Annotated in this window: 31 protein-coding genes and 1 pseudogene; 28 read left to right on the forward strand and 4 right to left on the reverse strand. The window is 54.4% G+C overall.

Features of this window, described 5'->3' with window-relative positions; genetic code table 11:
- Nucleotides 1-306: 306 nt before the first annotated feature.
- Nucleotides 307-1,323, reverse strand: a complete 1,017-nt coding sequence (locus tag OVA10_RS09895; RefSeq protein ID WP_059179195.1) for a phage portal protein — start codon at nucleotides 1,321-1,323, stop codon at nucleotides 307-309.
- A gap of 1 nt (nucleotide 1,324) precedes the next feature.
- The gene (locus tag OVA10_RS09900) at nucleotides 1,325-3,094 is read right to left on the reverse strand and encodes a terminase ATPase subunit family protein (RefSeq protein WP_268195844.1); all 1,770 of its coding nucleotides are present in this window, start codon (nucleotides 3,092-3,094) and stop codon (nucleotides 1,325-1,327) included.
- 166 nt (nucleotides 3,095-3,260) lie between these two features.
- Between OVA10_RS09900 and OVA10_RS09905 the strand changes: the two genes are divergently transcribed.
- The 28 genes from OVA10_RS09905 (at nucleotide 3,261) to OVA10_RS10040 (ending at nucleotide 23,285) form a co-directional block, all read left to right on the forward strand.
- Nucleotides 3,261-4,118 carry a GPO family capsid scaffolding protein gene (locus OVA10_RS09905; protein WP_268195845.1) on the forward strand — a complete coding sequence of 286 codons (858 nt, stop codon included), beginning with the start codon at nucleotides 3,261-3,263 and terminating at the stop codon, nucleotides 4,116-4,118.
- A 56-nt stretch (nucleotides 4,119-4,174) separates the two neighbouring features.
- Nucleotides 4,175-5,269, forward strand: coding sequence for a phage major capsid protein, P2 family (locus tag OVA10_RS09910; RefSeq protein WP_123427364.1), 1,095 nt, complete (start codon nucleotides 4,175-4,177; stop codon nucleotides 5,267-5,269).
- A 3-nt stretch (nucleotides 5,270-5,272) separates the two neighbouring features.
- Complete coding sequence (locus OVA10_RS09915) at nucleotides 5,273-6,022, forward strand: phage terminase small subunit (RefSeq protein ID WP_268195846.1); 750 nt, start codon at nucleotides 5,273-5,275, stop codon at nucleotides 6,020-6,022.
- Between the two features lie 99 nt (nucleotides 6,023-6,121).
- The gene (locus tag OVA10_RS09920) at nucleotides 6,122-6,628 is read left to right on the forward strand and encodes a head completion/stabilization protein (RefSeq protein WP_234593444.1); all 507 of its coding nucleotides are present in this window, start codon (nucleotides 6,122-6,124) and stop codon (nucleotides 6,626-6,628) included.
- Nucleotides 6,628-6,831: a tail protein X gene (locus OVA10_RS09925; protein ID WP_181826445.1), complete on the forward strand. Its 204-nt coding sequence runs from the start codon at nucleotides 6,628-6,630 to the stop codon at nucleotides 6,829-6,831. The genes OVA10_RS09920 and OVA10_RS09925 overlap by 1 nt, the downstream gene beginning before the upstream one ends.
- Complete coding sequence (locus OVA10_RS09930; protein WP_015960480.1) at nucleotides 6,822-7,043, forward strand: hypothetical protein; 222 nt, start codon at nucleotides 6,822-6,824, stop codon at nucleotides 7,041-7,043. The genes OVA10_RS09925 and OVA10_RS09930 overlap by 10 nt, the downstream gene beginning before the upstream one ends.
- Complete coding sequence (locus OVA10_RS09935; RefSeq protein ID WP_181826444.1) at nucleotides 7,027-7,539, forward strand: lysozyme; 513 nt, start codon at nucleotides 7,027-7,029, stop codon at nucleotides 7,537-7,539. Before OVA10_RS09930 ends, OVA10_RS09935 begins: the two co-directional genes overlap by 17 nt.
- Nucleotides 7,536-7,964 carry a DNZ54_00345 family protein gene (locus OVA10_RS09940; protein WP_059179190.1) on the forward strand — a complete coding sequence of 143 codons (429 nt, stop codon included), beginning with the start codon at nucleotides 7,536-7,538 and terminating at the stop codon, nucleotides 7,962-7,964. The genes OVA10_RS09935 and OVA10_RS09940 overlap by 4 nt, the downstream gene beginning before the upstream one ends.
- Nucleotides 7,946-8,380 (forward strand): Rz-like lysis system protein LysB, encoded by a 435-nt coding sequence (gene lysB / locus OVA10_RS09945; RefSeq protein ID WP_059179189.1) that lies wholly within the window; start codon nucleotides 7,946-7,948, stop codon nucleotides 8,378-8,380. Before OVA10_RS09940 ends, lysB begins: the two co-directional genes overlap by 19 nt.
- Nucleotides 8,268-8,513 carry an Rz1-like lysis system protein LysC gene (gene lysC / locus OVA10_RS09950; RefSeq protein ID WP_082691933.1) on the forward strand — a complete coding sequence of 82 codons (246 nt, stop codon included), beginning with the start codon at nucleotides 8,268-8,270 and terminating at the stop codon, nucleotides 8,511-8,513. The genes lysB and lysC overlap by 113 nt, the downstream gene beginning before the upstream one ends.
- Entirely contained in the window at nucleotides 8,476-8,943 is a 468-nt protein-coding gene (locus OVA10_RS09955) for a phage tail protein (RefSeq protein WP_059179188.1), read from the forward strand. Before lysC ends, OVA10_RS09955 begins: the two co-directional genes overlap by 38 nt.
- Entirely contained in the window at nucleotides 8,936-9,400 is a 465-nt protein-coding gene (locus OVA10_RS09960; RefSeq protein WP_059179187.1) for a phage virion morphogenesis protein, read from the forward strand. Before OVA10_RS09955 ends, OVA10_RS09960 begins: the two co-directional genes overlap by 8 nt.
- Nucleotides 9,401-9,620: 220 nt before the next feature.
- Nucleotides 9,621-9,875: a hypothetical protein gene (locus OVA10_RS09965; protein WP_268195847.1), complete on the forward strand. Its 255-nt coding sequence runs from the start codon at nucleotides 9,621-9,623 to the stop codon at nucleotides 9,873-9,875.
- Between the two features lie 113 nt (nucleotides 9,876-9,988).
- On the forward strand, nucleotides 9,989-10,411 hold the full coding sequence (locus OVA10_RS09970) for a hypothetical protein (protein ID WP_268196878.1): 423 nt from the start codon (nucleotides 9,989-9,991) through the stop codon (nucleotides 10,409-10,411).
- A gap of 1,298 nt (nucleotides 10,412-11,709) precedes the next feature.
- Nucleotides 11,710-12,351, forward strand: a complete 642-nt coding sequence (locus OVA10_RS09975; protein WP_123427377.1) for a phage baseplate assembly protein V — start codon at nucleotides 11,710-11,712, stop codon at nucleotides 12,349-12,351.
- Entirely contained in the window at nucleotides 12,348-12,698 is a 351-nt protein-coding gene (locus OVA10_RS09980; RefSeq protein ID WP_059179184.1) for a GPW/gp25 family protein, read from the forward strand. Before OVA10_RS09975 ends, OVA10_RS09980 begins: the two co-directional genes overlap by 4 nt.
- Nucleotides 12,699-12,703: 5 nt before the next feature.
- Entirely contained in the window at nucleotides 12,704-13,612 is a 909-nt protein-coding gene (locus tag OVA10_RS09985; RefSeq protein WP_123427379.1) for a baseplate assembly protein, read from the forward strand.
- Nucleotides 13,605-14,135 (forward strand): phage tail protein I, encoded by a 531-nt coding sequence (locus tag OVA10_RS09990; RefSeq protein ID WP_123427381.1) that lies wholly within the window; start codon nucleotides 13,605-13,607, stop codon nucleotides 14,133-14,135. Before OVA10_RS09985 ends, OVA10_RS09990 begins: the two co-directional genes overlap by 8 nt.
- An 11-nt stretch (nucleotides 14,136-14,146) precedes the next feature.
- Nucleotides 14,147-16,144 carry a phage tail-collar fiber domain-containing protein gene (locus OVA10_RS09995; RefSeq protein ID WP_123427383.1) on the forward strand — a complete coding sequence of 666 codons (1,998 nt, stop codon included), beginning with the start codon at nucleotides 14,147-14,149 and terminating at the stop codon, nucleotides 16,142-16,144.
- Complete coding sequence (locus OVA10_RS10000) at nucleotides 16,145-16,564, forward strand: tail fiber assembly protein (RefSeq protein WP_123427385.1); 420 nt, start codon at nucleotides 16,145-16,147, stop codon at nucleotides 16,562-16,564.
- A 124-nt stretch (nucleotides 16,565-16,688) separates the two neighbouring features.
- Entirely contained in the window at nucleotides 16,689-17,882 is a 1,194-nt protein-coding gene (locus tag OVA10_RS10005) for a phage tail sheath protein (RefSeq protein WP_123427388.1), read from the forward strand.
- Nucleotides 17,883-17,894: 12 nt separating this feature from the next.
- Complete coding sequence (locus OVA10_RS10010) at nucleotides 17,895-18,413, forward strand: phage major tail tube protein (RefSeq protein ID WP_123427389.1); 519 nt, start codon at nucleotides 17,895-17,897, stop codon at nucleotides 18,411-18,413.
- 55 nt (nucleotides 18,414-18,468) lie between these two features.
- Nucleotides 18,469-18,777 carry a phage tail assembly protein gene (locus OVA10_RS10015; protein ID WP_123427391.1) on the forward strand — a complete coding sequence of 103 codons (309 nt, stop codon included), beginning with the start codon at nucleotides 18,469-18,471 and terminating at the stop codon, nucleotides 18,775-18,777.
- A 32-nt stretch (nucleotides 18,778-18,809) separates the two neighbouring features.
- Complete coding sequence (locus tag OVA10_RS10020) at nucleotides 18,810-18,932, forward strand: GpE family phage tail protein (RefSeq protein WP_123427393.1); 123 nt, start codon at nucleotides 18,810-18,812, stop codon at nucleotides 18,930-18,932.
- The gene (locus tag OVA10_RS10025) at nucleotides 18,922-21,342 is read left to right on the forward strand and encodes a phage tail tape measure protein (protein WP_123427395.1); all 2,421 of its coding nucleotides are present in this window, start codon (nucleotides 18,922-18,924) and stop codon (nucleotides 21,340-21,342) included. Before OVA10_RS10020 ends, OVA10_RS10025 begins: the two co-directional genes overlap by 11 nt.
- 14 nt (nucleotides 21,343-21,356) lie before the next feature.
- Nucleotides 21,357-21,821 carry a phage tail protein gene (locus tag OVA10_RS10030; RefSeq protein WP_123427397.1) on the forward strand — a complete coding sequence of 155 codons (465 nt, stop codon included), beginning with the start codon at nucleotides 21,357-21,359 and terminating at the stop codon, nucleotides 21,819-21,821.
- The gene (locus OVA10_RS10035) at nucleotides 21,818-22,987 is read left to right on the forward strand and encodes a phage late control D family protein (protein ID WP_268195848.1); all 1,170 of its coding nucleotides are present in this window, start codon (nucleotides 21,818-21,820) and stop codon (nucleotides 22,985-22,987) included. The genes OVA10_RS10030 and OVA10_RS10035 overlap by 4 nt, the downstream gene beginning before the upstream one ends.
- 76 nt (nucleotides 22,988-23,063) lie before the next feature.
- On the forward strand, nucleotides 23,064-23,285 hold the full coding sequence (locus OVA10_RS10040) for a DNA-binding transcriptional regulator (protein ID WP_123427401.1): 222 nt from the start codon (nucleotides 23,064-23,066) through the stop codon (nucleotides 23,283-23,285).
- A gap of 245 nt (nucleotides 23,286-23,530) precedes the next feature.
- On the opposite strand, the pseudogene OVA10_RS10045 reads toward OVA10_RS10040, so the two are convergent.
- Nucleotides 23,531-23,713: pseudogene (locus OVA10_RS10045) on the reverse strand (IS6 family transposase); the annotation flags it as partial.
- An 80-nt stretch (nucleotides 23,714-23,793) separates the two neighbouring features.
- Nucleotides 23,794-25,326, reverse strand: a complete 1,533-nt coding sequence (locus OVA10_RS10050) for an EAL domain-containing protein (protein WP_268195849.1) — start codon at nucleotides 25,324-25,326, stop codon at nucleotides 23,794-23,796.
- Nucleotides 25,327-25,735: the final 409 nt, after the last annotated feature.

The following is a 25,735-nucleotide window of genomic DNA, read 5'->3' on the forward strand; positions in this document are numbered from 1 at the left end:
TGCATTAGTTGCATCATTTTGCATGCGTCAGCGTAGCTTGTTTTGGCCGTGCGCTTTCAGAGCAGGCGTGGTTCCTGAGTGGTCATGCAACTGCATTAAAAGCGACCCATGAAGCGGGCAGGCGTGGCGGGGAAAGCATTGCGCGCCAGATGTGGTGTCAGCATTTAATTGTGTACGCCTGCGAGCCTCCTGACGGCGCTGCCGCTTCGCTGGCCTGCGACGGGGCTGACTGATAAATGCGTTGCGTGTGGCGCGTCTGAGGCGGTCTGTGATGATGCCGCCCGGAGGCGGCATTTTTTGCGGGTTTTATTCTGATTCGAGGCTGTAATCTTTAAAGCGGATCACCTCCATTCCGAGCCAGTCGTTTACCTCTTTGAAACGCTCCTGCAGTGGTGACAGCTCGTTACGCACAAACACCTTCGCCACCTTCTCGACATCACCCATTGAGCCGATATTTTCAGGCTTGCCGCCCATCAACTGGAACGGCACGCGGTGCGCATCGAGCAGGTCAGCGGCGCTCACTTTTTTGATATTGAAAAAATCATCCTTCGTGGCGACTTCACTCAGTGGCACGATCTTAATGCCGTCCGGTTTTCCGTTGGGTGCATAGAAAAACAGGTTTTTAAAATTCCCGAGCCCTTTCGAATCCCGCATTGCAGAGCGCAGCGACTCAACGTCGGTGCTGCTTTGCGCCGCGTCAGTGACGTACATGATGTAACCCGCGTGTGCGCCGTTCTGGTAATACTTGCGACGAAACAGCGTGGCGGACTCATTCAGCCAGGCGGAATTGAGCGCGCTCAGGTATTCCGGCATCCCGTAAAGCTCCTGATTAATATCAGGCTCAAGCAGGTGAAATACCGAGCCGGGCGCAAATTCGTGCGGATGGGTGAAGCTCGACACGTACCAGTAAACATCCTCCTCGACGCCACGGCGGGTGTATTTTGCAGGCGACGTTTCCAGCTTCATGAGCTGGCCAGTGACGCTCATGCGTTTTTCAAGATAGCCGTTGGCAAAGACCAGATAATCGAGCACCAGGCGGCTGAAATCCTGACGCGACAGCAACGGATGCGGGATGTAGGTGCTCGCCAGAATATTACGCTTCACGTAAATTGGTGAGCTGTGATGTACGGCGGCGCGCAGGCTTTTCGCCAGCCCCGACAAGTTGACCGGCGGCTCGTACCATTTTCCGTTATGAATACACTCAACGTAATCAAGAATGTCACGGCGATCCAGAACAGGGGAGGGCTCACCAAAAGTAAACGCCTCCATTTTTTGCGGTGCGCTGGCGGTCGTGGTGGCTGGTTTTTTCTGTCGTTTTTTCATCTTAGTAAATTTCCAGAATTGAATTAGAGTGCATCCCGCTCCCGGCGGAAAGCGGTTCGTTTAACAGGGCGTGCATGGTCGCCCACGCGATATCCGCGTGGCTGGCTTCCTCGCTGCGACTCGCTTCATAGGTCGAACTGCGCCCGCTGCTGGTCATGGTTTTGCGAATGGCCATAAACGACTGCGTGATGTCGGTCGCACCGGCGTCATATTCCAGACACCCGCGTCGGATGGTGTCTTTCGCTTTCAGCACCATCGCGGTTTTCATTTCTGGCGTGTAGCGAATGGCGCGCGCCGCCGGGAAGAATGAGCGCACGAGCTGGTAAACACCCTGGCCGATGCCGGTCGCATCGATGCCGATATAGTCGACGGTGTATTTTTCGGTGAGTGACCTGATGGCCTCCGCCTGCGCCGCAAAATCCATCCCTTTCCACTGGTGACGCTCAAGGATGCGGAACTTGCCCCCGGCAACCAGCGGCGGAGCCAGTACCGCACAGCCTGCGCTGTCGCCGGTGTGTGACGGGTCATAGCCAATCCAGACCGGACGCCAGTTAAACGGACGGTCGGCAAATTGTTCGAAGTCCTCCCATTCTTCCATCGCATCGACCATGCAGCGTTGCAGCTCCTCGAACGGAAATACCGACGCCTTGTCGTCGACGAACTCGCACATAAACAGATTGCGGAAATCGTCGGCACTGTTTTCCTGTTTGAGCTGACCCAGATTGAACAGGGTGCAGCCCCCGGCGAGCGCATCCTCGATAGTGACAATCTGCCGCCACTGACCATCCGGGCACAGCACGCCACCGGCGAGCGCCTTATGGCTGATATCGATGTCGACCCGTTCGTCGCGGTTGCTGCGCCCCCGGTTAAACAGCTCGCCTGACCAGAACGGATAAGCACCGTGCGCCAGCGTGGACGGGGTCGAGAAATAGGTGGTGCGCAGGTGCGACTGTGACGCCATCCCCGACGCCACTTTGCGCAGCCGCTGAAAGTTGGGTATCCAGAAAATTTCATCGACGTACAGGTCGCCGTTGTGGCTCTGCGCGGTGTTGGAGTTCGTCCCGAGGAAAATCAGCTCTGCGCCGTTGTTGCCGATGACAATCGGGTCGCCTGACAGGTCGACGTCGACGAGACGAGCAAAGGCGATGATGTATTTTCGAAACACGTATGCCTGCGTTTTACTCGCGGATAAAAATATCTGGTTTTGTCCGGTTTTCAGCGCGCGCAGCAATGCCTCACGCGCAAAGTAGAACGTTGCGCCAATCTGGCGAGATTTGAGGATGTGGCGAATACGGTGCTCAAGCCCGGCTTTGTGCCAGTTGAGCTGATACTCAAACGACTGGTTGAGGAAAATCTCTTCCAGCTTCTCGATAGCCTCGTCGCTGAAATAATTGCGTTTCGGCTTTTTGCGATCCCCTTTGTTGCGGCTCGCAATGTTGGGGTTTAAATCCACTTCATTTCCTGTCTGGCCGTAGCGGTTGATGCGTGCGAACCGTTCCATCTGGCGTGACAGGAAATCAGCGACCTTAAAGTCATGTGGTGTCAGGTCGGGCTTTGCGTAGAGCTGAATCAGCCGCGCCTCAAGCGTCGTTTCCACGCGGTTGAGCGGGGCGGTTTCTTCCCATTCGTCGCGCTGCTTCCAGCTCTGAACCGTCGGGCGCTTCACCTGCAGCGTGTTGGCGATTTGTGGCACAGAGAATCCCTGCCAGAACAGCAGGCGCGCCTGTCGTCGCGGGTCGTGCAAAAGGGAGAGGTCAGTCGAAATGGTCATGGTTGCCTCGTGTCGGTGAATACGGGGCAAGGCTAAGGAATTAACAGGTCTTTATCGCTAAGCCCCTGTTGTGTCAGGGGTTGCACTTCTGCAAGCGGTGGCTGATGCGGGTCGGAGTCGGGAAACTAAGCCCGAACCGAAAACCCAACATCAGGACACCTGAACAATGGCAAAGAAAGTAGTTTCTAAGTGGTTTCGCATCGGCGTCGAGGGTGACACCTGCGATGGCCGCGTGATTAACGGCGATGACATTCAGGACATGGCTGACACCTTTGACCCGCGTGTCTATGGCTGTCGCATCAATCTGGAACATATCAAAAGTCTCTGGCCTGACAGCCCGTTTAAGCGCTATGGCGATGTGACGGAAGTCAAAGCGGAAATCATTAGCGATGACTCTGCACTGAACGGCAAGAAAGCGCTGTTTGGCAAAATCGCCCCGCTCGACGAGCTGGTGAGCATGGTGCGTGCCGGTCAGAAGGTTTACACCTCCATGGAAATTCGCCCGAATTTCTCAAATAGCGGCAAGTGTTACCTGATTGGCCTCGCCGTCACCGATGACCCGGCAAGCCTCGGCACCGAATACCTCGAATTCTGCAGCCGCGCCACGCAGAACCCGCTCGCCGGTAAAAAAGACCAGCCTGACGATCTGTTTTCCGTTGCCACGCTGGCTGAGCTGGAATTTGAAGATGTCCCCGACACCGTGCTCAACAGCCTGACCGACAAGGTCAAAGCCATTTTCAGCCGCAAGCAGGTCAGCGACGACGCGCGTTTTGCTGACGTGCATGAAGCGGTGACGGAAGTCTCTGAGCTGGTGCAGACCAGTCTCAGCGCGACTGACCAGCGCATCGCGGAGCTTGAGACCACCTTCGCTCAGTTTAAGCAGGACGTGACGCGCAAGGCAGACGAAAGCGCGCAGGCGTTTACTTCGCTAAAAAGCGCCCTCGATAACACCGAAAGCCATAGCCAGCCGCGCCGCGAGAAGTCGAAAGGCGGGACGGGCGACGAGCTGCTGACTAACTGCTGATAACGCGCCGGGCGCTGTCCGGCCTGAGACCCCATTTTTAGAAAACAGGAATAACAATGCGTAAAGAAACCCGCTTTAAATTTAATGCCTACATGTCCCGCGTTGCGGAGCTGAACGGCGTTTCCACTGATGACGTGGCGAAGAAATTCACTGTCGAGCCGTCGGTAACGCAAACCCTGATGAATACCCTGCAGGTGTCATCCGCGTTTCTGACCAAAATCAACATTGTGCCGGTCGACGAGCTGAAAGGCGAAAAAGTCGGGGTGGGTGTCAACGGTACGATTGCGAGCACCGCTGATACTGCCGGGGATGACGAGCGCAAGACCGCCGATTTTACGGCGCTGGAATCCAACAAATACGAATGTGCGCAAATCAACTTTGATTTCCATATCCGTTACAAACAGCTCGACCTGTGGGCGCGATTCCAGGACTTCCAGACCCGTATCCGTGACGCGATTATCAAGCGACAGTCGCTCGATTTCATCATGGCCGGTTTCAACGGTATCGAGCGCGCGGAAACCTCCAACCGCAAAACGCATCCGATGCTGCAGGATGTGGCGGTGGGCTGGCTGCAGAAATACCGCAATGAAGCACCGGCACGCGTCATGTCGAAAATCACTGATGCAAACGGCGATGTGGTTTCGGCGGTGATCCGCGTGGGTGAAAACGGCGATTATGCCAACCTCGACGCGCTGGTGATGGACGCCACCACTAACCTGATTGACGAGATTTATCAGGACGACCCGGAGCTCGTGGTCATCACAGGTCGCAAGCTGCTCGCGGATAAATATTTCCCGATTGTCAACAAGACGCAGGAAAACAGCGAGTCGCTGGCCGCTGACATCATCATCAGCCAGAAGCGCATTGGCAATTTGCCTGCCGTGCGTGTGCCGTACTTCCCGGCCAATGCGCTGATGGTGACGCGCCTCGATAACCTGTCGATTTACTTCATGGATGATGCGCACCGCCGCGCCATCATCGAGGAGCCGAAAAAAGACCGCATCGAAAACTATGAATCGATGAACATCGATTATGTGGTCGAGGCTTACGCCGCCGGTTGCCTGATTGAAAACATCACTCTCGGCAACTTCGCGGCTCCTGCTGAGCCAGAAAGCGCCGCCGCGCCTGCTGACCAGAACGGCGGAGAGTAAGCCATGACGAGCCCCGCAGCGCTTCACATGATGCGGGTCTCGGCCTCTGAAACTGCGCGGCGGGGTGCTGCTCCGCTGCGCAATGCAACTGCCTATGAGCAGATGCTGGTTAAGCTGGCCGCAGACAATCGCACACTTAGACAAATCAGTTCCAAAGAGCAGAAAGCCGAGAAAAAGCGTGAGCTGCTGCCGTTCTACCTGCCATGGGTGGCGGGTGTTCTTGCCAATGGTAAAGGCGTACAGGATGACATTGTTATGACCGTCATGCTCTGGCGTCTCGATGCAAATGACATCGCCGGTGCGCTGGAGATTGCCCGTTACGCCATGACCTATGGCATGACGATGCCGGTCGGTCGCCGTCCGACGCCATGCCTGCTGGCTGAGGAAGTGGCGCTTGCCGCACAGCGTCTGTGTGACGCAAAACAGTCACCTGAGCTGGCGCTGCTGCTCGATACCCTCGCGCTGACTGAGCGTGCAGATATGCCTGACATCGTGCGCGCGAAGCTGCACAAAATCACCGGCTACGTGCTGCGTGACACAGGGAAACTGCCCGAGGCACTGGTGCACCTGCAGCGTGCGATCCAGTTAGAGCGAACTATCGGCGTGAAAAAGGATATCGAACAGCTTGAGCGCCAGCTTAAACCGAAGCCAGAGCCCGCGCCCAAAACGACTACACCACGCACGCGCAAACCTGCCGCTAAACCGGCGGCACGGCGCGGACGTCCTCCTAAAGCGGCAAAAGCCGCAGGTTAACCGAACGCTCCCCGAGCCGGGCGGCACGCCGGTCAATGCGGGTATTGATTACCCTGTCTGCGACCGGCGTCCACCGCCCACCTATTTTCCGAGGTTGTCATGACGACACTGATTATTGAGCCCAAAACAACGCCGCAGGACGTGCCGGGCGTGGTGATACCGCCACCGGGCGTGAGCGAGCCGGTGATTAAAAACACGGGATTTTTCCCTGATGTAGACCCGAAGCGCGTGCGCGAAGAAATGCGCCTTGAGCAGACTGTTTCCCCTGTGCGCCTGCGCCGCGCAATTAAGACCGCCATCGCGGAAACCAATGCGGAGCTGCGCGACTGGCGCGACCGCCAGCTCGACGCCGGTCACGCCACGCTCGCGGATGTCCCGACCGACGAGCTCGACGGCGAGAGCGTGCGCTGCTTCCACTATTTCAACGCCGTATGCGCGATGACGACCGCCACGCTTTACGAGCGTTATCGCGGCGTAGATGCGACCAGCAAGGGCGACAAAAAGGCCGACAGTATCGACAGCACTATCGATGAAATGTGGCGGGATATGCGCTGGTCAGTGGCGCGCATTCAGGACAGGGCGCGCTGCATTGTGGGGCAAATCTGATGAAGGTCTGTGCGATGCAGGGTGACACCCTCGACGTGATTTGTGCGCGCTATTACGGGCGCACCGAGGGCGTGGTCGAGACGGTGCTGCAGTCGAATCCGGGGCTGTCGGAGCTGGGCGTCATACTGCCGCACGGCACGGCTATCGAGCTGCCCGAGACCGACAGCGCCCCGAAAACCGAGACGGTGAATCTATGGGACTGAACATGGAAAAAATCACGACGTTTGTCGCCTACTGGCTGGCCGTGGGGGTGGCGTATTTCGGGGCGATGTCCCCCGAAAAGCTGGCGCTGTATGTCGGCGGTGGCTGCGCCATTTTTACCGCGCTGACGAATTACTGGTTTAAGCGAAAAACCTATCGCTATCTGATTTCACTCGGACTCGATAAGGGGGCTATTCGTGAACTCAATCATTAAAAAATGCAGTGTGGCCGCTGTGCTGGCGCTGGCGGCGCTGATGCCTGACTTTCGTCTGCTGAATACCTCGCCCGAGGGGCTGGCGTTACTCGCTGACCTCGAAGGATGTCGCCTGACACCTTACCAGTGCAGCGCGGGCGTGTGGACGTCAGGCATCGGCCACACTGCCGGTGTCACCCCTAAAGGGGATATCACCGAGCGACAGGCGGCGGCGAACCTCGTCGCGGATGTGCTCAATACCGAGCAACGACTCGCCGTGTGCGTGCCGGTGAAGATGCCGCCGCGCGTATATGACGCGCTGGTCAGTTTTGCCTTCAACGTTGGAACCGGCGCGGCCTGTCGCTCGACGCTGGTCTCGTTTATCAAACGTCAGCAGTGGTGGCAGGCGTGCGACCAGCTTACCCGCTGGGTGTTTGTGAATGGCGTCAAAAATCAAGGACTGGAAAACCGCCGTGCGCGGGAATGGGCTTACTGCATGAAAGGAGTACCTCAATGAAAGCGTTGTTATCTTCTCTGATTTTTAATGTCGTGATTGCCGTTCTACTTGTGCTGGGTTTGAACAATCCCGACGGTGTGGCCGTTAATTTTATTGCCGTCTGGGCGTTATTTGGCTGTTTGGTTTGTATCGGAGGAAGTGTGCTGGCTGCTGTCAGCTATGAGGACTGGTTTGCGAGTCAGTCTGACCCTTACCGAACGCCAAAACACATGGCTATTTTTAGGTCTCTTATCGGAAAGCCCCGCCCACTATGGCGTCGATTTTGGTCTCTGATTCTTTCTGCTGGTACGGTTTTATGCCTGCTTACCGGGGGCAAGGTGTTTATCGCATTCACGTACTTACTTTGGCTGATCCTGTTTAACATGGTTCGTTGTTCGTACCGTCGGCGCATTAAGGAGGCTGGCCTGTGTCCAGAATCATTGTGATATTGCTTGCCGCCGGTCTGGTGCTGGCGTCGGTGCTCTGGCTGCGTCATGAGAACGGCAATTTACGGCGCTCATTCGACAGGGCGAATAAAGTCGCCACCGAACAAAAGACGACTATCGGGATGCTGAAAAATCAGCTTGCCGTGTCGCAACGTATCGCCAGGGCGAATGAGGCCGGTCAGGTCAGGCTCGCTGATGAACTGACTGCCGCCGGTGAGCAGGCGGTAAGGCGCGAACAAACTATCACGAGGTTACTCAATGAAAACGAAGATTTACGCCGCTGGTATCGCGCTGATTTGCCTGATGCTGTGCGCCGGTTGCACACCCGAAAGGCCTGCGCCTCCGCCGGTCATTGTTTACAACAACTGCCCGAAAGTGAGCCTTTGCCCGATGCCGGGAAGCGAGCCCACGATTAACGGCGATTTGAGTGCCGATATCCGCAGGCTTGAGAATGCGCTCGCCGCCTGCGCGCTCAAGGTCGAGACCACTAAAGACTGTCAGGACAAAATCGATGCAGAAAATGAAAAGTCTGCGCAAGGCACTCACTGATGCCGTGCCGCAGTTAGAAACAAATCCCGAAATGATGCGCATCTTTGCCGACGAGGGGAATATCGATGCACGCCTCGCGGCCTCGCTGTCGCACGAAAAGATTTACACCCTGAATGTGATCGTGTGTGACTTTGTCGGCGACCCCGATTTGATTTTTGTACCGGTGACGGCGTGGCTGCGTGAGAATCAGCCGGATATTTGCACCTCGGATGAGGGGCGCAAAAAGGGCTACCGCTTCCAGATGGATTTAAACGACGGTGACAACGTTGATCTCAGTATCAGTCTGCAGCTTACCGAGCGCACGCTGGTCAGGGAGGAGAACGGCGCGCTGCACGTCAGCTATGCACCTGAGCCGCCATTACCCGAGCCGGTCACGCGCCCGACCGAGCTCTATATCAATGGCGAACTGGTGAGCAAATGGGATGAATGAGTTTAAGCCTTTTGACGATAAGCTCGCCGGGCTGATTGGGGCGCTGTCACCGGCGGGGCGGCGAAAGCTTGCTGCTGCGATTGCGAAAGAGCTGCGAAAATCGCAACAGCAACGGATTAAACTGCAAAAAGCCCCGGATGGCACGCCGTATCAGGCGCGAAAGCGTCAGCCGATCAGGGCAAAAAAAGGGCGTATTAAAAGGGCGATGTTTCAGAAGCTGCGAACCAGCCGCTACATGAAAGCCCGTGGCCGCAATGATACTGCTGTGGTGCAGTTTACCGGTAAGGTGCAACGTATCGTGCAGATCCATCAGTACGGACTTAAAGACAGGCCAACCCCTAATAGTCAGGATGTTCAGTACCCACAGCGTGAGTTGCTGGGATTTAGTCGTGCTGATAAAAAATATATTGAGGAGCTGATAGTTGATTACCTTGGGGATAGTTCAGCCTTTGAATAATTTCGGATGGGAATTTTGCATTTCATTATGATAGTATTTAAAGCGCTTGAATAGCCAGGTTATAGCAGAAACTGTTCCTGCCAAGACATTCGCTACGTAACGATATTACGAGTATTCTGTAGCTTGATAAAAGTGTTAGCGTTACCTTGTGGCTGTTCCAGAACGATAGCCAACGTAACGTTTTTTGGACGATAAGCATTCTAGCTATCAGGAAATATAAATGACGATCTCTTCTACTGCACGCGTTTCGAGTAGCAGTATCATAGCACCAGGCGCAGTGATCGAGGCACATGTCAATATCAGTCCATTTTGTATTATTTCTGCGGATGTTGTTATTGGTGAGGGAACTATTATAGGGTCCCATTCAGTTATTAATGGATTTACAGTTATCGGGTGTGATAATCAGATTGGGCAGTTTTCATCGATAGGTGAAGTGAATCAAGATCTAAATATAAAAATGAGTCAACCAGGCTAATTATAGGGAGTCGTAACAATATTGGTAACAATGCAACAATCCATCGAGGCACGGCGCAAGATAATAATTACACTATAATAGGTGACGATAATACCCTCCTGAATAACGTTCACATTGGGCATGACTGCATCATTGGTAATAGTACGCACATTGGTGATAACAGCGGCCTGGCAGGACATGTTGCACTGGGTGATGGTGCTGTGGTCGGGTTCATGTGCGCAATCCATCAATTCTGTGTATTAGGTGCATATGCAAATGTTGGGCATCACTCAGGTGTAACTCAGGATACTCCCCCATTTGTTTATGCTAGCGGTAACTATGCTGAACCCAATGGAATAGACACCACATCCAGATATTTCACCGGGTCGGGTCAGAGCGATCAGAGCTTAATAAAAGGTTGTTACGATATACTTTACAATAAATCACTATCGTTACATGAAGCGAAGGTTATGTTAAAAGAGAGGTTAAATAAGCATCCTGTTGGCGAACTATTCGAATGGTTTTTCCAGCACTCAACACGTGGAATTATCCGTTAGTAGAGTATATATTTAGTTGGATGAGTGTCGAATCTCGAATTATGCGATAGGTAAACAGAATGAAGATTGAAAAATGCTACTGTCAGCAAAATGTGGAATGTGGCATTTAATAGTGGTGGTTCGTTTTAAATACGGCAATTGAAAAATATCTTTAACTATTTTTCGATTGGCTATTCAAGGTTTGGTGGCAGTAAATGTGCAATACCCAGAACGCAAGTTACTCGTGTTCGATATGCAAGAAAAGTTTCTCATTGAACAGTTGATTCTAAGAAAACTGAAGTGAGTTATGGAGAACGTATTCATATATTCTCTATTTTAAGCTGGAGTTTATTGATTTAAATAGAGTTGAAGCAGTTTTGTGTGGTTAAGCAGGTCCTTACTGAGTGGTTCCATGTGTTTTATCATAGACGCATGGTAAGCATTCTATTGGTTCTATAGGTAATGAATACTAAAAACTTGTACGTTTCTCATAAGTGGTGCTATGCTAAATTTACTTCATCTGAAGTAAATGGTTGGTAAGCACCTTTTCTGATATTTCAGAAGTCTGTCAATTTATTGATGGACTTTTTTTTGCGTTTTCATGCAGGTCAGATAATGATTGTCAATTAATGTTGGAAATATAAACTAAGCTGATGTGACAAAAGCATGCTTTTTCGTTTGGTATAAGCATAGCTGACACAAAATTTCTTTATTGTGATCATGGGATCATGAAAAAACACATGTCTGCTAAAAAAACTTGACTCACGTGAGACTGTTTTCTATTTTTCTAGGTGTGGTGAATCCCCCTATGCGGCGGGTCGAACCAGACACCTTTGCGATATGCTCGCGCTTCTTTGGTCTGGCAAAGAAGCACCGGGAGGCACCCGGCACCACGATGTTAATTTCATGATCATATTTTTCTAACTTTCAAGCGTTTATTATTGTAATAATTATTCTGGAGGGCTGGGTTTAATTTAATGAAAAGAGCGGAGTAGGCGACATCACCGTCCGCTAATATATCATTGCTTAGTTTTTGGTTTACCTACGCTATTATTATTGCCTAGTTTCCTTCATGGTTCAATCGGAAATTTTTTAACTTATAGCATGAGTTAATTGGTTTTATTTTTTTTTAAATATTTCCTGATTGCAATGGAATAGTTCACTTGTATGACTTTCAATATCTCAATTATTTAAAAGTAAGAGGTTGAACAACAAGGGAACGACAGTTTTTTGATCTCGCACAGTATCAGTGTGTTGTTTCATGCCTCTTCAAACTGCATTTAATTGTCGTTGACCATACCAGGCGGCATTCTACCTCCATGAACACATTAAATTCACTTCAGGATATCGCTCGCGCTATGCGCAACCTTATCCGTACCGGCATCGTGACCGACGTCGATCACGATGCTGGGCTCTGTCGCGTCCAGACCGGCGGGATGCAAACCACCTGGCTTAACTGGCTGACCTCCCGCGCCGGTCGCTCGCGTGTGTGGTGGGCTCCTTCCGTTGGCGAGCAGGTGCTGATTCTTGCCATCGGTGGCGAACTCGACACCGCGTTTGTGCTGCCCGCCATTTTCTCGGATGACCATCCCGCGCCGGATGCCTCGCCGGATGCGCTTCACATCGCCTTTCCTGACGGCGCGGTCATTGAGTACGAGCCTGAAAGCGGGGCGCTCACCGTGTCCGGGATTAAAACCGCTGACGTCACCGCGTCAGATTCCCTTACCGCCACTGTGCCGGTGGTGCTGGTCAAAGCTGAAACCCGCATCACGCTCGATACCCCAGAAGTGGTGTGCACTAACAAGCTCATCACCGGCTCACTCGAAGTGCAGAAGGGCGGGACGATGAAAGGAAATATCGAGCACAGCGGCGGGAAACTGACCTCGAACGGCGTGCAGGTGGATGACCACGACCACGGCGGAGTAGAACGCGGCGGTAGCAGAACGGAGGGGACGAAATGACGGTGCGTTATTTAGGTATGAACAGCCACACCGGGCTCAGTATTTCTGAGGCCGACCATATCAGGCAGAGCGTGCGCGATATTCTGGTCACGCCGGTTGGCTCGCGTGTCATGCGCCGTGAATACGGCTCGCTGCTGTCAGCGCTGATTGACCAGCCGCAGACCCCGGCGCTGCGGCTGCAGATTATGGCCGCGTGCTACTCGGCGATCCAGAAGTGGGAGCCACGCGTCAGTTTGTCGACCATCACCTTTGAGCGCGGTGAGGATGACGGCGCGCTGTATGTCGATATCACCGGGACGCGCTCGACGACGAGCCAGCCCTTTTCACTGACCATTCCACTGAGTTAAACGCTATGGCTATTGTTGACCTGAACCAGCTCGCCGCGCCCGATGTCGTGGAGGAGCTGGATTTTGAAACCATCCTGACCGAGCGCAAGGCGACGCTGGTCTCGCTCTATCCCGAAGACCAGCAGGAGGCGGTCGCGCGCACGCTGACGCTCGAATCTGAGCCGATGGTGAAGCTCCTGCAGGAGAACGCTTATCGGGAAGTTATCTGGCGACAGCGTGTCAATGAATCGGCACGTGCGGTGATGCTGGCGTATGCCGCCGGGCATGACCTCGATAACCTCGGGGCAAATTACAACGTCGAGCGCCTCGTTATCACGCCAGCCGATGTGACCACGCTGCCGCCAACGCCTGCCGTCATGGAGTCAGACACCGATTATCGTCTGCGCATCCAGCAGGCCTTTGAGGGAATGAGCGTGGCCGGGTCGACCGGCGCATATCAGTTTCATGGCCGCAGCGCCGACGGGCGGGTCGCGGATATTTCGGTTATCAGCCCGGAGCCTGCCTGCGTAACCGTGTCGGTACTGTCCCGCGAGAATAACGGCGCGGCGTCCGACGAACTGCTCGCCGTGGTGCGTACAGCGCTGAACGACGAAGACGTGAGGCCGGTCGCTGACCGGGTGACCGTCCAGTCGGCGGCGATTGTCGACTACACCATCGATGCGGCGCTTTATCTTTTCCCCGGCCCCGAACGCGAGCCGGTGCTCAGTGCGGCAAAGGCGAAGCTGCAGACCTATATCAGCGCGCAGCACAGGCTCGGGCGGGATATCCGCAAATCCGCCATTTATGCCGCGCTCCACGTCGAGGGTGTGCAGCGTGTCGAGCTGGCCGCGCCGGTGGCCGATATCGTGCTCGATGATACGCAGGCGTCTTATTGCACCGCGTACAGCGTGACGGTCGGGGGTAACGATGAGTAATAACCGACTGCTGCCGGTCGGCTCGTCACCGCTTGAGGTGGCGGCGGCGCGCGCCTGTGCGGATATCCAAAATACCCCCGTCCCGCTGCGCCGTCTGTGGAACGCCGACACCTGCCCGACGAATTTGCTGCCGTGGCTTGCCTGGGCGTTTTCTGTTGACCGCTGGGATGAGAGCTGGCCGGAAGAGACTAAGCGCGAGGTGATCCGCGCGGCGTGGTTTATCCATGCGCACAAAGGGACGATTGGTGCGGTGCGCCGTGTGGTCGAGCCGCTCGGGTATCTGATTAACGTGACGGAATGGTGGGAAACGAACGACCCGCCCGGCACATTCCGCCTCGATATCGGCGTGTTAGAAACCGGTATCACCGAGGAAATGTATTACGAAATGGAGCGGCTGATTGCTGATGCCAAACCCGCGAGCCGACATCTAATCGGCCTGAATATTATTCAGGATATTCCGGGGCATCTGTATTACGGCGCCCTGACCTATGACGGCGATATCACCACGGTTTACCCCGGATAAGTGAGAGCACAATGACAGTAAAATATAAAACCGTTATCACCAAAGCCGGTGCGGAGAAACTGGCGGCGGCGAGTGTCCCGAACGCGAAGAAAGTCAACTTTGTAGCGATGGCCGTCGGGGATGGCGGCGGCAAACTGCCCGAGCCGAACGCCAGTCAGACGAAACTGGTCAATGAGGTCTGGCGTCATGCGCTGAATAAAATCAGCCAGGACAAAAAACACAAAAACTATGTCTTGGCGGAGCTGGTTATTCCTCCTGAGACCGGCGGTTTCTGGCTGCGTGAAATGGGGTTGTACGATGATACCGGCGCGCTGATTGCGGTCGGCAATATGGCCGAAAGCTACAAGCCCGAGCTGGCAGAAGGGTCAGGTCGCGCGCAGACGCTGCGTATGGTTATCATGGTGAGCGATATCGACACGGTCGAGCTGTCCATTGATACCACGCTGGTGATGGCAACGCAGGATTATGTCGACGACAGGCTCGCAGAACATGAGCGGTCACGCCTCCATCCTGACGCCACGCTGAAAGAAAAAGGTTTCACTCAGTTAAGCAGCGCGACCGACAGCACGTCTGAGGCGCTCGCCGCGACCCCGAACGCGGTCAAGGCGGCGTATGACCTCGCTAAGGGCAAATATACGGCTCAGGACGCGACCACAAAGCAGAAGGGCATTGTCCAGCTCAGTAGCGCAACTGACAGTGTGTCTGAGACGGTAGCCGCTACGCCGAAAGCGGTCAGTGCAGCTATTAAGGCGTTAAAAGACACGCTGGGGGATGCGTCGGGGAAGGATGTTGTGACATCTTTGTCTGACTTCACGCCGGGACGCGTTCCCGTTGTTGGCTGGATGGGGCTGGGCAGTATTCGGGATACGAAAATTCAGGATGAGAATTTCCCCTCTTTCTGGCGGGATACCAGCATTGTTAAATCAGGAATTACCATTCCCTATGACGGTTCACCGACGGTTTCTTATCTGGCTGTCGATGGCGCAAATCAGCACGCCTATGTAGGCCGCAAAAAAGCAGGCGAAGCGATTAGCTGGGTGAAGATTTACAGCGAATTTTATAAACCTTCCACCCGAGATATTTTCGCCTCCACCGAGTCAATCGGGGCGGCGGCTGATTTAAATGATTACATCAACCCCGGTCTTTATTATCAGGGCGCTAATGCCAATGCGGTCAATGGCAAAAATTACCCGGAAGGAAGTCTGTCAGGCTCGCTGGCCGTGTATAAAAATGCGGGCGGTATCACTCAGGTATACCGAATTTACAGCAACTCCCGCTGCTGGAGCCGGTCGCTGTATAACGGTGCCTGGTCAGCATGGGTGAAGCAATACGACACGGTGAATAAGCCCTCGGCGGAAGATGTCGATGCTATTTCTGCCTCTGGCGGAGGGACGTATCAACGCAATATTGCCGTCAAAGGCAACGGCGCAACCATAGCCTTGTGGCCGCTGTCTGCAAATCAGGCTGTATATGCGTTAGGAAAAGATTATACCGGTGAAAACGCGTGGTACGTCGGTCGGGGTGGTGCTGGCTATAACGTTGCACTCTACAACTACAACGGCGGGAATGGCCTGAATTTAAATGAAGATGGCTCGATTGCCCTGAATCTGGCGAACGGGAAACTGTTAACGGTGAATGGTCAAATTGTCCCCTCAGTCTATGGGAACTTTGACGCCCGGTATCAGGCAAAGGGCTCTTACGCTGCGCCGAACACCGCATCACGAGCTGTGAATGGCTGGTCTCAGGATGCCAGTACCGGCCTGATTTATCAGTGGTGTCAGGGGGCAACGGTCAGCAACGAAGCCAACCACACGGTGACCTTCCCGAAAGCATTTCCATCAGCGTGTCTGTTTGTCTCAGTCGGTACGTTAAACGTGAGTAATAACGACAACGCCGAACAGATTTATCACCTTGTTTCAAAAACGACGGCGAACTGTGTCGTTAAACCGAACAGGGCATATGGCAGCAATGGCAATGTTGCGCCGCTGGTCTGGGCTGTGGGGTACTAAATGAACGGATATTATTACAGTGCAGTAATTGGCGGTTTTCTGTATGAAGGGGATCGTCCTGCTTTTGAGGCAGCTGCAGGCTGGCCTGCTGATGCGGTCGCTATTTCTGACCGCTGGTACCAGCATTTAATCGACGGGCAGACCAAAGGTAAGGCGATTGTGCCGAATGAGCAGGGTAAACCTGTACTGAAAGCCATCACGCCTGATTACCCGGCAATGGCGGAACTGCAAAAGCAAAGACTTATCAGCGATGCGATGCAGTCCGTGAGCGTGATTCAGCTCAAGCTGCAGGCCGGTCGCGCCCTCAGTGAGTCTGAGTCAGTCACTCTGGCTGCTGTACTGGATTACATCGATGAGGTTGAAAGTATTGATACGGCATCCGTGACGAGTCAGGTCGACTGGCCGCAAATAACCCGTTAAACCAGAGCCCTCCACCCGGAGGGCTTTTTGTTAGTTGTGTCATTCCCCGTCCAACGCCATTGCATCGCGCCAGTCTCGCGCACATCAGAAAATAGTCGCTCCACTTCACCACGGAGTTTAACGGATGGGCGACTATCATCACGGCGTGCAGGTCATCGAGATTAACGATGGCGTGCGCACCATTTCCACCGTCTCAACGGCCATCATCGGCATGGTCTGCACGGCCAGCGATGCTGACGAAAAAGTATTCCCTCTTAACGAGCCTGTGCTCATTACTAACGTGCAAAGCGCCATCAGTAAGGCAGGTAAAACCGGCACGCTGTCGGCGTCCCTGCAGGCTATCGCTGACCAGTGCAAGCCGGTCATTGTGGCCGTACGCGTGGCCGAAGGTATCGAAGACCCCGACGACCCCGACGCGGCGCAGAAACAAACCCTTTCCAACATCATCGGCACCACTGACGAAAACGGGAAATACACCGGGCTGAAAGCGCTGCTGACCGCGAAAACCGTCACCGGCGTTAAGCCGCGCATTCTCGGCGTGCCGGGGCTGGATTCGCAGGAGGTGGCGACCGCGCTCGCCTCCACCTGTCAGAGCCTGCGCGCCTTTGGCTACATCAGCGCTTGGGGATGCAAAACCATTTCGGAGGCCATCGACTATCGCGAGAATTTCAGCCAGCGCGAGCTGATGGTGATCTTCCCCGATTTTCTGGCATGGGACACCACGGCGAACGCCACGACAAACGCCTGGGCGACGGCACGCGCGCTCGGTCTGCGCGCCAGAATCGACCAGACGGTCGGCTGGCACAAAACCCTGTCAAACGTCGGCGTGAATGGCGTCACCGGCGTCAGCGCCTCGGTGTCGTGGGATTTGCAGGAGCCGGCGACCGACGCCAACCTGCTTAATCAGGCCGGTGTCACGACGCTGATTCGCAACGACGGCTTTAAGTTCTGGGGCAACCGCACCTGCTCGGATGACCCGCTTTTCCTGTTTGAGAACTACACCCGCACCGCGCAGGTGCTGGCCGACACGATGGCGGAGGCGCACGCGTGGGCGATGGATAAGCCCATCACCCCGACGCTTATCCGCGACATCGTCGCCGGTATCAATGCCAAATTCCGCGAGCTCAAAACCAACGGCTATATCGTCGATGGTTCGTGCTGGTACGACCCGGAGTCAAACGACGTCACAACCCTTAAAGCGGGGAAACTGTATATCGATTACGACTATACCCCCGTCCCGCCGCTGGAAAATCTGACCCTGCGCCAGCGCATCACCGATACCTATCTGGCGAACCTGTCGGACTCGGTCAACAGCTAAGGAGCTGACAGCATGGCATTACCGCGCAAGCTTAAATATCTGAACATGTTCAACGATGGCCTCAGCTACATGGGCGTCGTGGAATCCGTCACCCTGCCGAAACTCACGCGTAAGTTTGAGAAGTATCGCGGCGGCGGGATGCCGGGCTCGGTGTCAATCGACCTCGGCCTCGATGACGACGCGCTCTCTCTTGAGTGGACGCTCGGCGGTCTGCCCGACATCGACCTGTGGGCGCAGTATGCCTCGCCGGGTGCTGACAGTGTGCCGCTGCGTTTTGCAGGCTCTTACCAGCGTGACGACACCGGCGTCATTTCTGCCGTTGAGGTGGTGATGCGTGGCCGTCACAAAGAGTACGACGGCGGCGAGAATAAGCAGGGTGAAAGCGGGACGACCAAAATGTCGACCGAGCTCGCCTATTACCAGCTCACGATTGACGGCAAAGAAGTCATCGAGATTGACGTCATTAACATGGTGCTGAAAGTCGACGGTGTTGACCGTCTGGCGGAGCATCGCAAGGCGATCGGCCTGTAACCCCTGAACCGGTCAGCGGTGCTGGCCGGTCACTTCACTTTGCTGAGAGAAAGATATGAAAAAAATTAACGAAACTGCTGCGACCGAAACCGAAAACCCGAACGTCGTTACCCTCGATACGCCGCTGATGCGCGGCGAGCAGAAAATCGAAAAGGTCACACTGTCCAAACCGAACGCGGGAACCCTGCGCGGCGTGTCGCTGGCGGCGCTGGCGCAGTCGGATGTCGATGCACTGATTAAGGTGCTGCCGCGCATGACGTATCCGGCACTGACCGAGCAGGAAATCATCCGCCTCGATGCGTCCGACCTGCTGTCTTTCGCCGGTAAGGTGATTGGTTTTTTGTCACCGGCTTCGGATCGTTAACCTTCCCTGAAAAACTGTCGGTCGATGACCTGATGGCGGATATTGCAGTGATATTTCACTGGCCGCCATCAGAGCTGTATTCCCTGAGCCTGACCGGGCTCCTGACATGGCGCGAGAAAGCGCTGCAACGTAGCGGAAATCACCATGAGCAATAACGTCAGACTTGAGGTGCTGCTGAACGCGGTCGACCGGGCAAGCCGACCGCTTAAAGCTATCCAGACCGCCAGCAAATTCCTCACCGGCGACATCCGCAATTCACAGAAAAGCCTGCGCGACCTTAACGCGCAGGCATCCCGGATTGACGGATTCAGGAAAGCCAGCGCGCAGCTCGCCGTGACCGGCCAGTCACTGAACAAGGCGAAACAGGAAGCGGCCGCGCTGGCCGTCCAGTTTAAAAACACCGAGACACCCACGCTCGCACAGGCGCGCGCACTGGAAGCGGCGAAGAAATCTGCTGCTGACCTGCAGCTCAAATACAACGGCCTGCGTCAGTCCGTGCAGCGTCAGCGCACCGAGCTCACGCAGGCGGGGATTAATACCCGCCAACTGTCGACCGATGAGCGGGGGCTCAGGTCGCGCATCAGCGAGACAACCGCGCAGCTCAACCGCCAGCGTGACGCGCTGGCGCGGGTCAGTCAGCAACAGGCCAGACTGAGCGCGGTCAAGAAACGCTACGAATCCGGGCAACAGCTCGCCGCCGGTGCGCGCAATGCCGGAATGGTCGGCGTGGGTGTGTCGACCGCCGGGCTTTATGGGGCGTCGCGGTTTATCGCGCCCGGTATCGGGTTTGATAAACAGATGTCTGGCACGCAGGCGATCCTCGGTCTCGATAAAGGCGATGACAAACTCGCGGCCATTCGTAAACAGGCGCGCGATATCGGTGCGACCACGGCCTTTTCACCGGGTGACGTCGCGCGCACGCAGACCACGCTCGCACGCTCGGGCTATAACGCTGATGACGTGCTTGCGGCGACCGGCTCGACCGTTAACCTGAGCCTCGCGGCGGATGTCGATATCGCCGAAGCGGCCGACATCATTACCAACATGCAATCAGCGTTTAACCTGTCGACAACCGAGATTGAGCGCGTCGCGGATGTGATGACCAAAGGCTTTACGTCATCCAATACCGGTCTGGTCGAGCTGGGCGAGGCAATGAAATACGTTGCGCCGATTGCGGAGGCCGCCGGGGCGAGTATTGAAGACACGACGGCGATGCTCGGCATTCTTGCGGATAACGGGATTAAAGGCTCGATGGCCGGGACCGGGGCGAGCGCCATTTTCAACCGTCTGCAGGCTCCGATGGGCAAAGCGGTCGATGCTATCTCAGAGTTAGGCGTGAAAACCCGCGACGGCAAAGGGAACATGCTGCCGGTCGAGAAAATCCTCAAGGATATTCATAAGTCCTTTGCGAAAAACAAGCTCGGGACGGCGGAGCAGGGCGAATACCTGAAAGTCATCTTTGGTGAGGAGGCGATGAAGGGGGCGATTAAACTCGTCGCCGCTGCCGGTGATGGCTCACTTGCCAGCAAGCGCCAGCAAATCGGGGACTCAAAAGGAACCACGGAGCGGATAGCCAAAATTCAGACCGATAACCTCGACGGGGATTTGAAAAACCTGCAGTCGGCTTATGAAGATTTGCAGATTGAGGTATTCGATAAAGAGAACTCCGCATTGCGCCGCCTGACGGTTTCCGCGACCGATATGCTCGGCAAGGTTGCCGCCTGGGCGAAAGCGAATCCTGAGCTGACGCAGACCATTTTCAGTGTGACTGCCGGTGCGCTGGCGCTGGTCGGCGTGCTGGGCGGAATTGGCCTGATTGCGTGGCCGGTCATCGCCGGGATTAACGGCATCATCGCCGCCGCAGGTCTGCTGAGTGTGATTTTCACCACGGCCGGGACGGCCATTGTCACGGCTATTGGGGCAATCAGTCTGCCGGTTGTGGCCGTGGTGGCGGCTGTCGTGGGCGCTGCCTTGCTCATCTATAAATTCTGGGAACCGATAAGTGCCTTTTTCTCGGAGGTGGTGGCGGGGATTAAAATAGCTTTTGGTTCACTGTCACCGGTGTTTGACGCTATCGCGGAAAAGCTCGGTGCGGTCTGGAAATGGTTTACTGACCTGTTTGCGCCGGTGAAATCCCTGCAGGATATTTTCGAGCGCTGCAAAAATGTCGTTGTGGCCTTTGGTCAGGGCCTGACCGATGCGCTGATGGCTCCGCTGAATATCTTTAACAGCCTGAGCGGAAAGGTTAGCTGGTTGCTGGAAAAGCTCGGGGTCATCAAAAAAGAATCGAGCGACCTCAACCAGAACGCCGCGAAAACGGATAAGACCGCCGCCGGTGGCGGGTATGTCCCGGCAACCGCGGGTTATGGCGGCTATCAGGGTTATCAGCCGGTGACGGCTCCCGCAGGCCGCTCGTACATCGACCAGAGCAAAAGCGAGTACAACATCACCCTGCAGGGTGGCGTTGCACCGGGCAGTGACCTCGATCGCCAGCTCCGCGACGCCGTCGACAAGCTCGACCGCGAAAACCGTGCGCGCCAGCGCTCCAGCATGAGACACGATTAAGGAGAACATTAAGCATGTTAATGGTGCTGGGCTTTTTTGTGTTTGAGCGGCGCACCCTGCCGTATCAGTCGATGCAGTATTCGAAGGATTATCGCTGGGCGTCAAACGACCGCATCGGCAAGCCACCGGCGTATCAGTTTCTCGGGGAGGGGGAAACCACGCGCACGTTGTCGGGTACGCTTTACCCGGAAATCACCGGCGGTCGCCTGTCTTTGCTGGCCGTCGAACTGATGGCCGATGAGGGGCGCGCATGGCCGTTAATTGACGGGAACGGCATGATCCACGGCATGTATGTCATCGATAAAGTGACCCACACGCATACTGAGTTTTTCAGCGATGGTGCGGCGCGAAAGATTGAGTTTAGCCTGTCGCTGAAACGCGTCGATAAATCACTTTCGGCCATTTATGGCGACCTGAAAACGCAGGCCAGCAATCTGGTCACGGATGCGGGTAACTGGCCGGGAGGGCTGGCGGGATGATAACTGAAATGAATATTCAGGCCGGGGCGCGGCTCGCGCCTGCGTATATGCTTACGCTCAATGGCGCGGATATCACGCAGAATTTCAGCGACCGGCTTATCGGGCTGACCATGACCGACAATCGCGGATTCGAGGCCGACCAACTCGATATCGAGCTCAATGATACTGACGGACTGGTCGAGCTGCCGCCGCGCGGGGCAAAGCTGACGCTGTGGCTGGGCTGGCAGGGCTCCGCGCTGGTGAATAAGGGGAGTTTTACGGTCGATGAAATCGAGCACCGTGGCGCGCCCGATACGCTGACCATCCGGGGGCGCAGTGCGGATTTTCGCGGTACGCTGAACTCTCGCCGCGAGCAGTCATGGCATGACACCACGCTCGGGGTGATTGTTGAGACCATCGCGCAGCGCAACAAACTGACGGCCAGTGTCGCGGATACCCTGAAAGCCATTGCGATCCCGCATATTGACCAGACGCAGGAATCCGACACGGCGTTTTTATCCCGGCTGGCGGAGCGTAACGGGGCGTCTGTCTCAGTAAAAGCCGGGAAACTGTTATTCCTGAAAGCCGGTAGCGGGATGACGGCCAGCGGCAAACCTATCCCACAAATGACCGTTGAGCGTGGCGACGGCGACCGTCATCAGTTTGCGATTGCTGACCGCGAAGCCTACACCGGCGTCACGGCGAAATGGCTGCACACCAAAGACCCGAAACCGCAAAAACAAAAGGTGAAGCTCAAACGAAAACCTAAAGTGCAGCACCTGCGCGCGCTGCAGCATCCGAAAGCGGCCAAAACCACCACCAAGGCCAAAGCCAAAAAGGAGCAGGAGGCGCGCGAGGGTGAGTATATGGCCGGAGAAGCTGACAACGTGCTGGAGCTTACAACCATCTACGCGACAAAAGCGCAGGCGATGCGCGCAGCTCAGGCTAAGTGGGACAAAATACAGCGCGGGGTGGCGGAGTTTTCAATCTCGCTGGCTATTGGCCGTGCAGATTTATTTCCTGAAACGCCGGTAGCGGTGAAAGGCTTTAAGCGCGTGATAGACGGGCAGACGTGGATAATCAGCCGCGTGGTGCACAGTCTCAACGGGAACGGCTACACGACGAGCTTAGAGCTTGAGGTGAAGGTTTCGGACGTGGAGTATGAGAGCGAAGAAATAGAAAGCTGAATTGTTTTTATGTATTTGTTTTATATGGTTAAAATGAGTAAAATGCATGCATCGGAAACGTTCAAAGGTGCTCACCATGTTTCACTGTCCTAAATGCCATCACGCCGCTCATGCTCGCACGAGTCGCTATTTTTCAGACACGACAAAAGAGCGTTATCATCAGTGCCAAAATATCAACTGCAGTTGCACCTTTGTCACGACCGAAACCCTTTCGCGTTTTATCGTTTCACCGGGTGAGATCGTGCCAGCACCACCACACCCGACTACATCAGGACAGCAGCAGATACACTGGATGTGACCAACGAGAAAGCCCCGCAATTGCGGGGCTTTTTGTATCTGTTAGATTTGTGCTGTTAATAACATGACCGTAATCACATGACCGCCTGCAAAGTGCCAGAAACGGACGTTATAACGGTTGTGGAAATACTCTAATACCGTGTTCATTTTTAGTTGAACACTATAAAAAGACCTCAGTTGCAAACTGGATCGCAAACCGGGTGTTCTCATTGAAAAAAAAGACCTAATTCACAAGTACTTTGTTCACCGCCAGTACCCGTGCAGTCGCTTTTCCATTTCGGGAGCGTAACTCTGATCCAAGCGATAAATCGTAGTGTAGTCAACATTCACTCCACGCTCGGCTAACATTCCTACAGTGCACGATAGCTGATCCTGTAATTGCAGTACCAGCGAATAGCCCTGAAAATACCGGCCATGGAAAGGATTCATCTGTTTCTCCGGTGAGAAAACGAGGTTCCATGTTATCAAATGCGATACTGAATGATATTTGCAACCGTGCCGCATAACTCTCATGGCGACACCAGACTGAGAAATTCCTTCACTGGCATGGGCCTGCCATACAAATAACCTTGCAGGTAGGTCACTTTACGGGCTCTCAGGTAGGCAGACTGCTCTTCGTTCTCCACCCCTTCGGCCACTAGTTTAAGATCGAGCCTGGTTGCAAGGTCAATCACATTATCAACAAGATGGGCAGAGATCGCGTCAGTCCCAATCATGCTGACAAAGCTCTTATCAATTTTGAGAATATCGATCCTCAGGTTTTGCAGGTAACTCAGGCTGGAATTACCGGTTCCGAAGTCATCAATGGCAATAAGAACACCGAGCTTGTGCAGTTCTGCAATCAGTCTGTGAGTGACGTCATCCACTACGAGCAGTTCACGCTCGGTTAACTCCAGGACCAGTTTGATGGGATTTTCCCGAAAGCTTGCGATGAACTCACAACAATCCTCCACCAGGCTAAAGTCCCTGAAGTGCGCTGCACAGATATTGAAACCGAAATGGAAGTTCCTTGGTAACTGTTGTACACAGGGGGCAAACTGTTCCCGTACCTGAGTTATCAAATTCCGTGTCATAGGGATGATGAGACCACTGTGTTCCGCCATAGGGATGAAACGATCCGGTGATATCATACCTTGCCGGGGATGCTGCCAGCGCATCAGTACTTCACAGCCGGTCAACTGAGTATGATCTCCAGACACTACGGGCTGGATATAGGGAATAAACTCCTGGTGATCCAGTGCCCCGCGCAATTCTTGCTCAGGCGAGTGAATACGCCCCGATTTTCTGAACGCCCAGATACCAGATACCAGACCCAGGAGAGCCCATGCAATGAGGCTGAATTTTGAGAAGCGCCAGATATTATCTATGTAGTCAGCGGGATACAGGCGGGTAACGATGCGAAACGGGTAACGCGTTGATGGTTGCTCCATATAACCTGGCGTTTCAAGTGGGAATAACTGATCTGTGGGCGTTTTCCCGGCTTGCCATCGTTGTTTCCCCACAACGAGGCTCAGGGGGGTATTGGTGCTTAAATTATTGAGTTCGGAGAGTAACAGGTACCCATAAATTCGCACCGTTATACTGTCGTTGCCAACAACGTCACGGTAAATAACGATCGGCTGGTCCACTTTTACCCAGTTGCCCTTCATGAGAAAGAGCTGGCCTTTCGTATAATTATCAATGTTGATGCGTTCCTGATACGGGCCGTAGAGGGAAGAGCAATAGATGTTATTGCCATGGGCCAAAAGAATGCTTCGCACATCCGGTGAGATTGCCACCTGCGTCCTGAGTAGAGGCACAATATCGTTGCAGGGTTTTCCAAGGCTTTCCCTTACAGCAAGGGCCACCTGATGGGCGTTGTCCAGGGACGAGTCAATCCTTTGTTGTGCATTCCGCAACTGGGTCCAGGTTTCCTGCTGCGTATTCGAGACCGTCTGCCACAGTGTAATGGCGGACCCAAACAGAATACACCCCAGACTAACCGCGATGGCGCTAAACAGACGGACCTTAAATTGATGCGTTTTTAAAGTATTAAACGGCATGACTAGCCTCGCTAACACTGAAATAATAATGATGACATTATCGGTTTTTGTCGCATTAAGGAATCGAAGCAACGAAAAGATAAAACTGTTTTACTGGCGACAGTCCGCTCCTCGCTCATAGCAGACGGTCAAAAGCATGCTCGTTACTGACTAAATATGATTTATCTATCAGCCTCAGTTAAAAAAAAGCCCCGCATATGCAGGGCTTTAGCTATCAATGTGGTCAATGCGTGGACGCTACCAGAAATAAATCCTTTTATTTCATTGTCTTAATCAAAAAAAATAAGCCTGCGTAAGGGAGATTACGCAGGCTAAGGAGGTGGTTCCTGGTACAGCTAGCATTTATGGGTTATGTTTTTCAGCGCAGGGGATAATACCCGTATTGAACGAAGCGGTATGTGATCCGATT

It is taken from the genome of Lelliottia sp. SL45 (genome assembly GCF_026672535.1).
Taxonomy (GTDB): Bacteria; Pseudomonadota; Gammaproteobacteria; order Enterobacterales; family Enterobacteriaceae; genus Enterobacter; species Enterobacter nimipressuralis.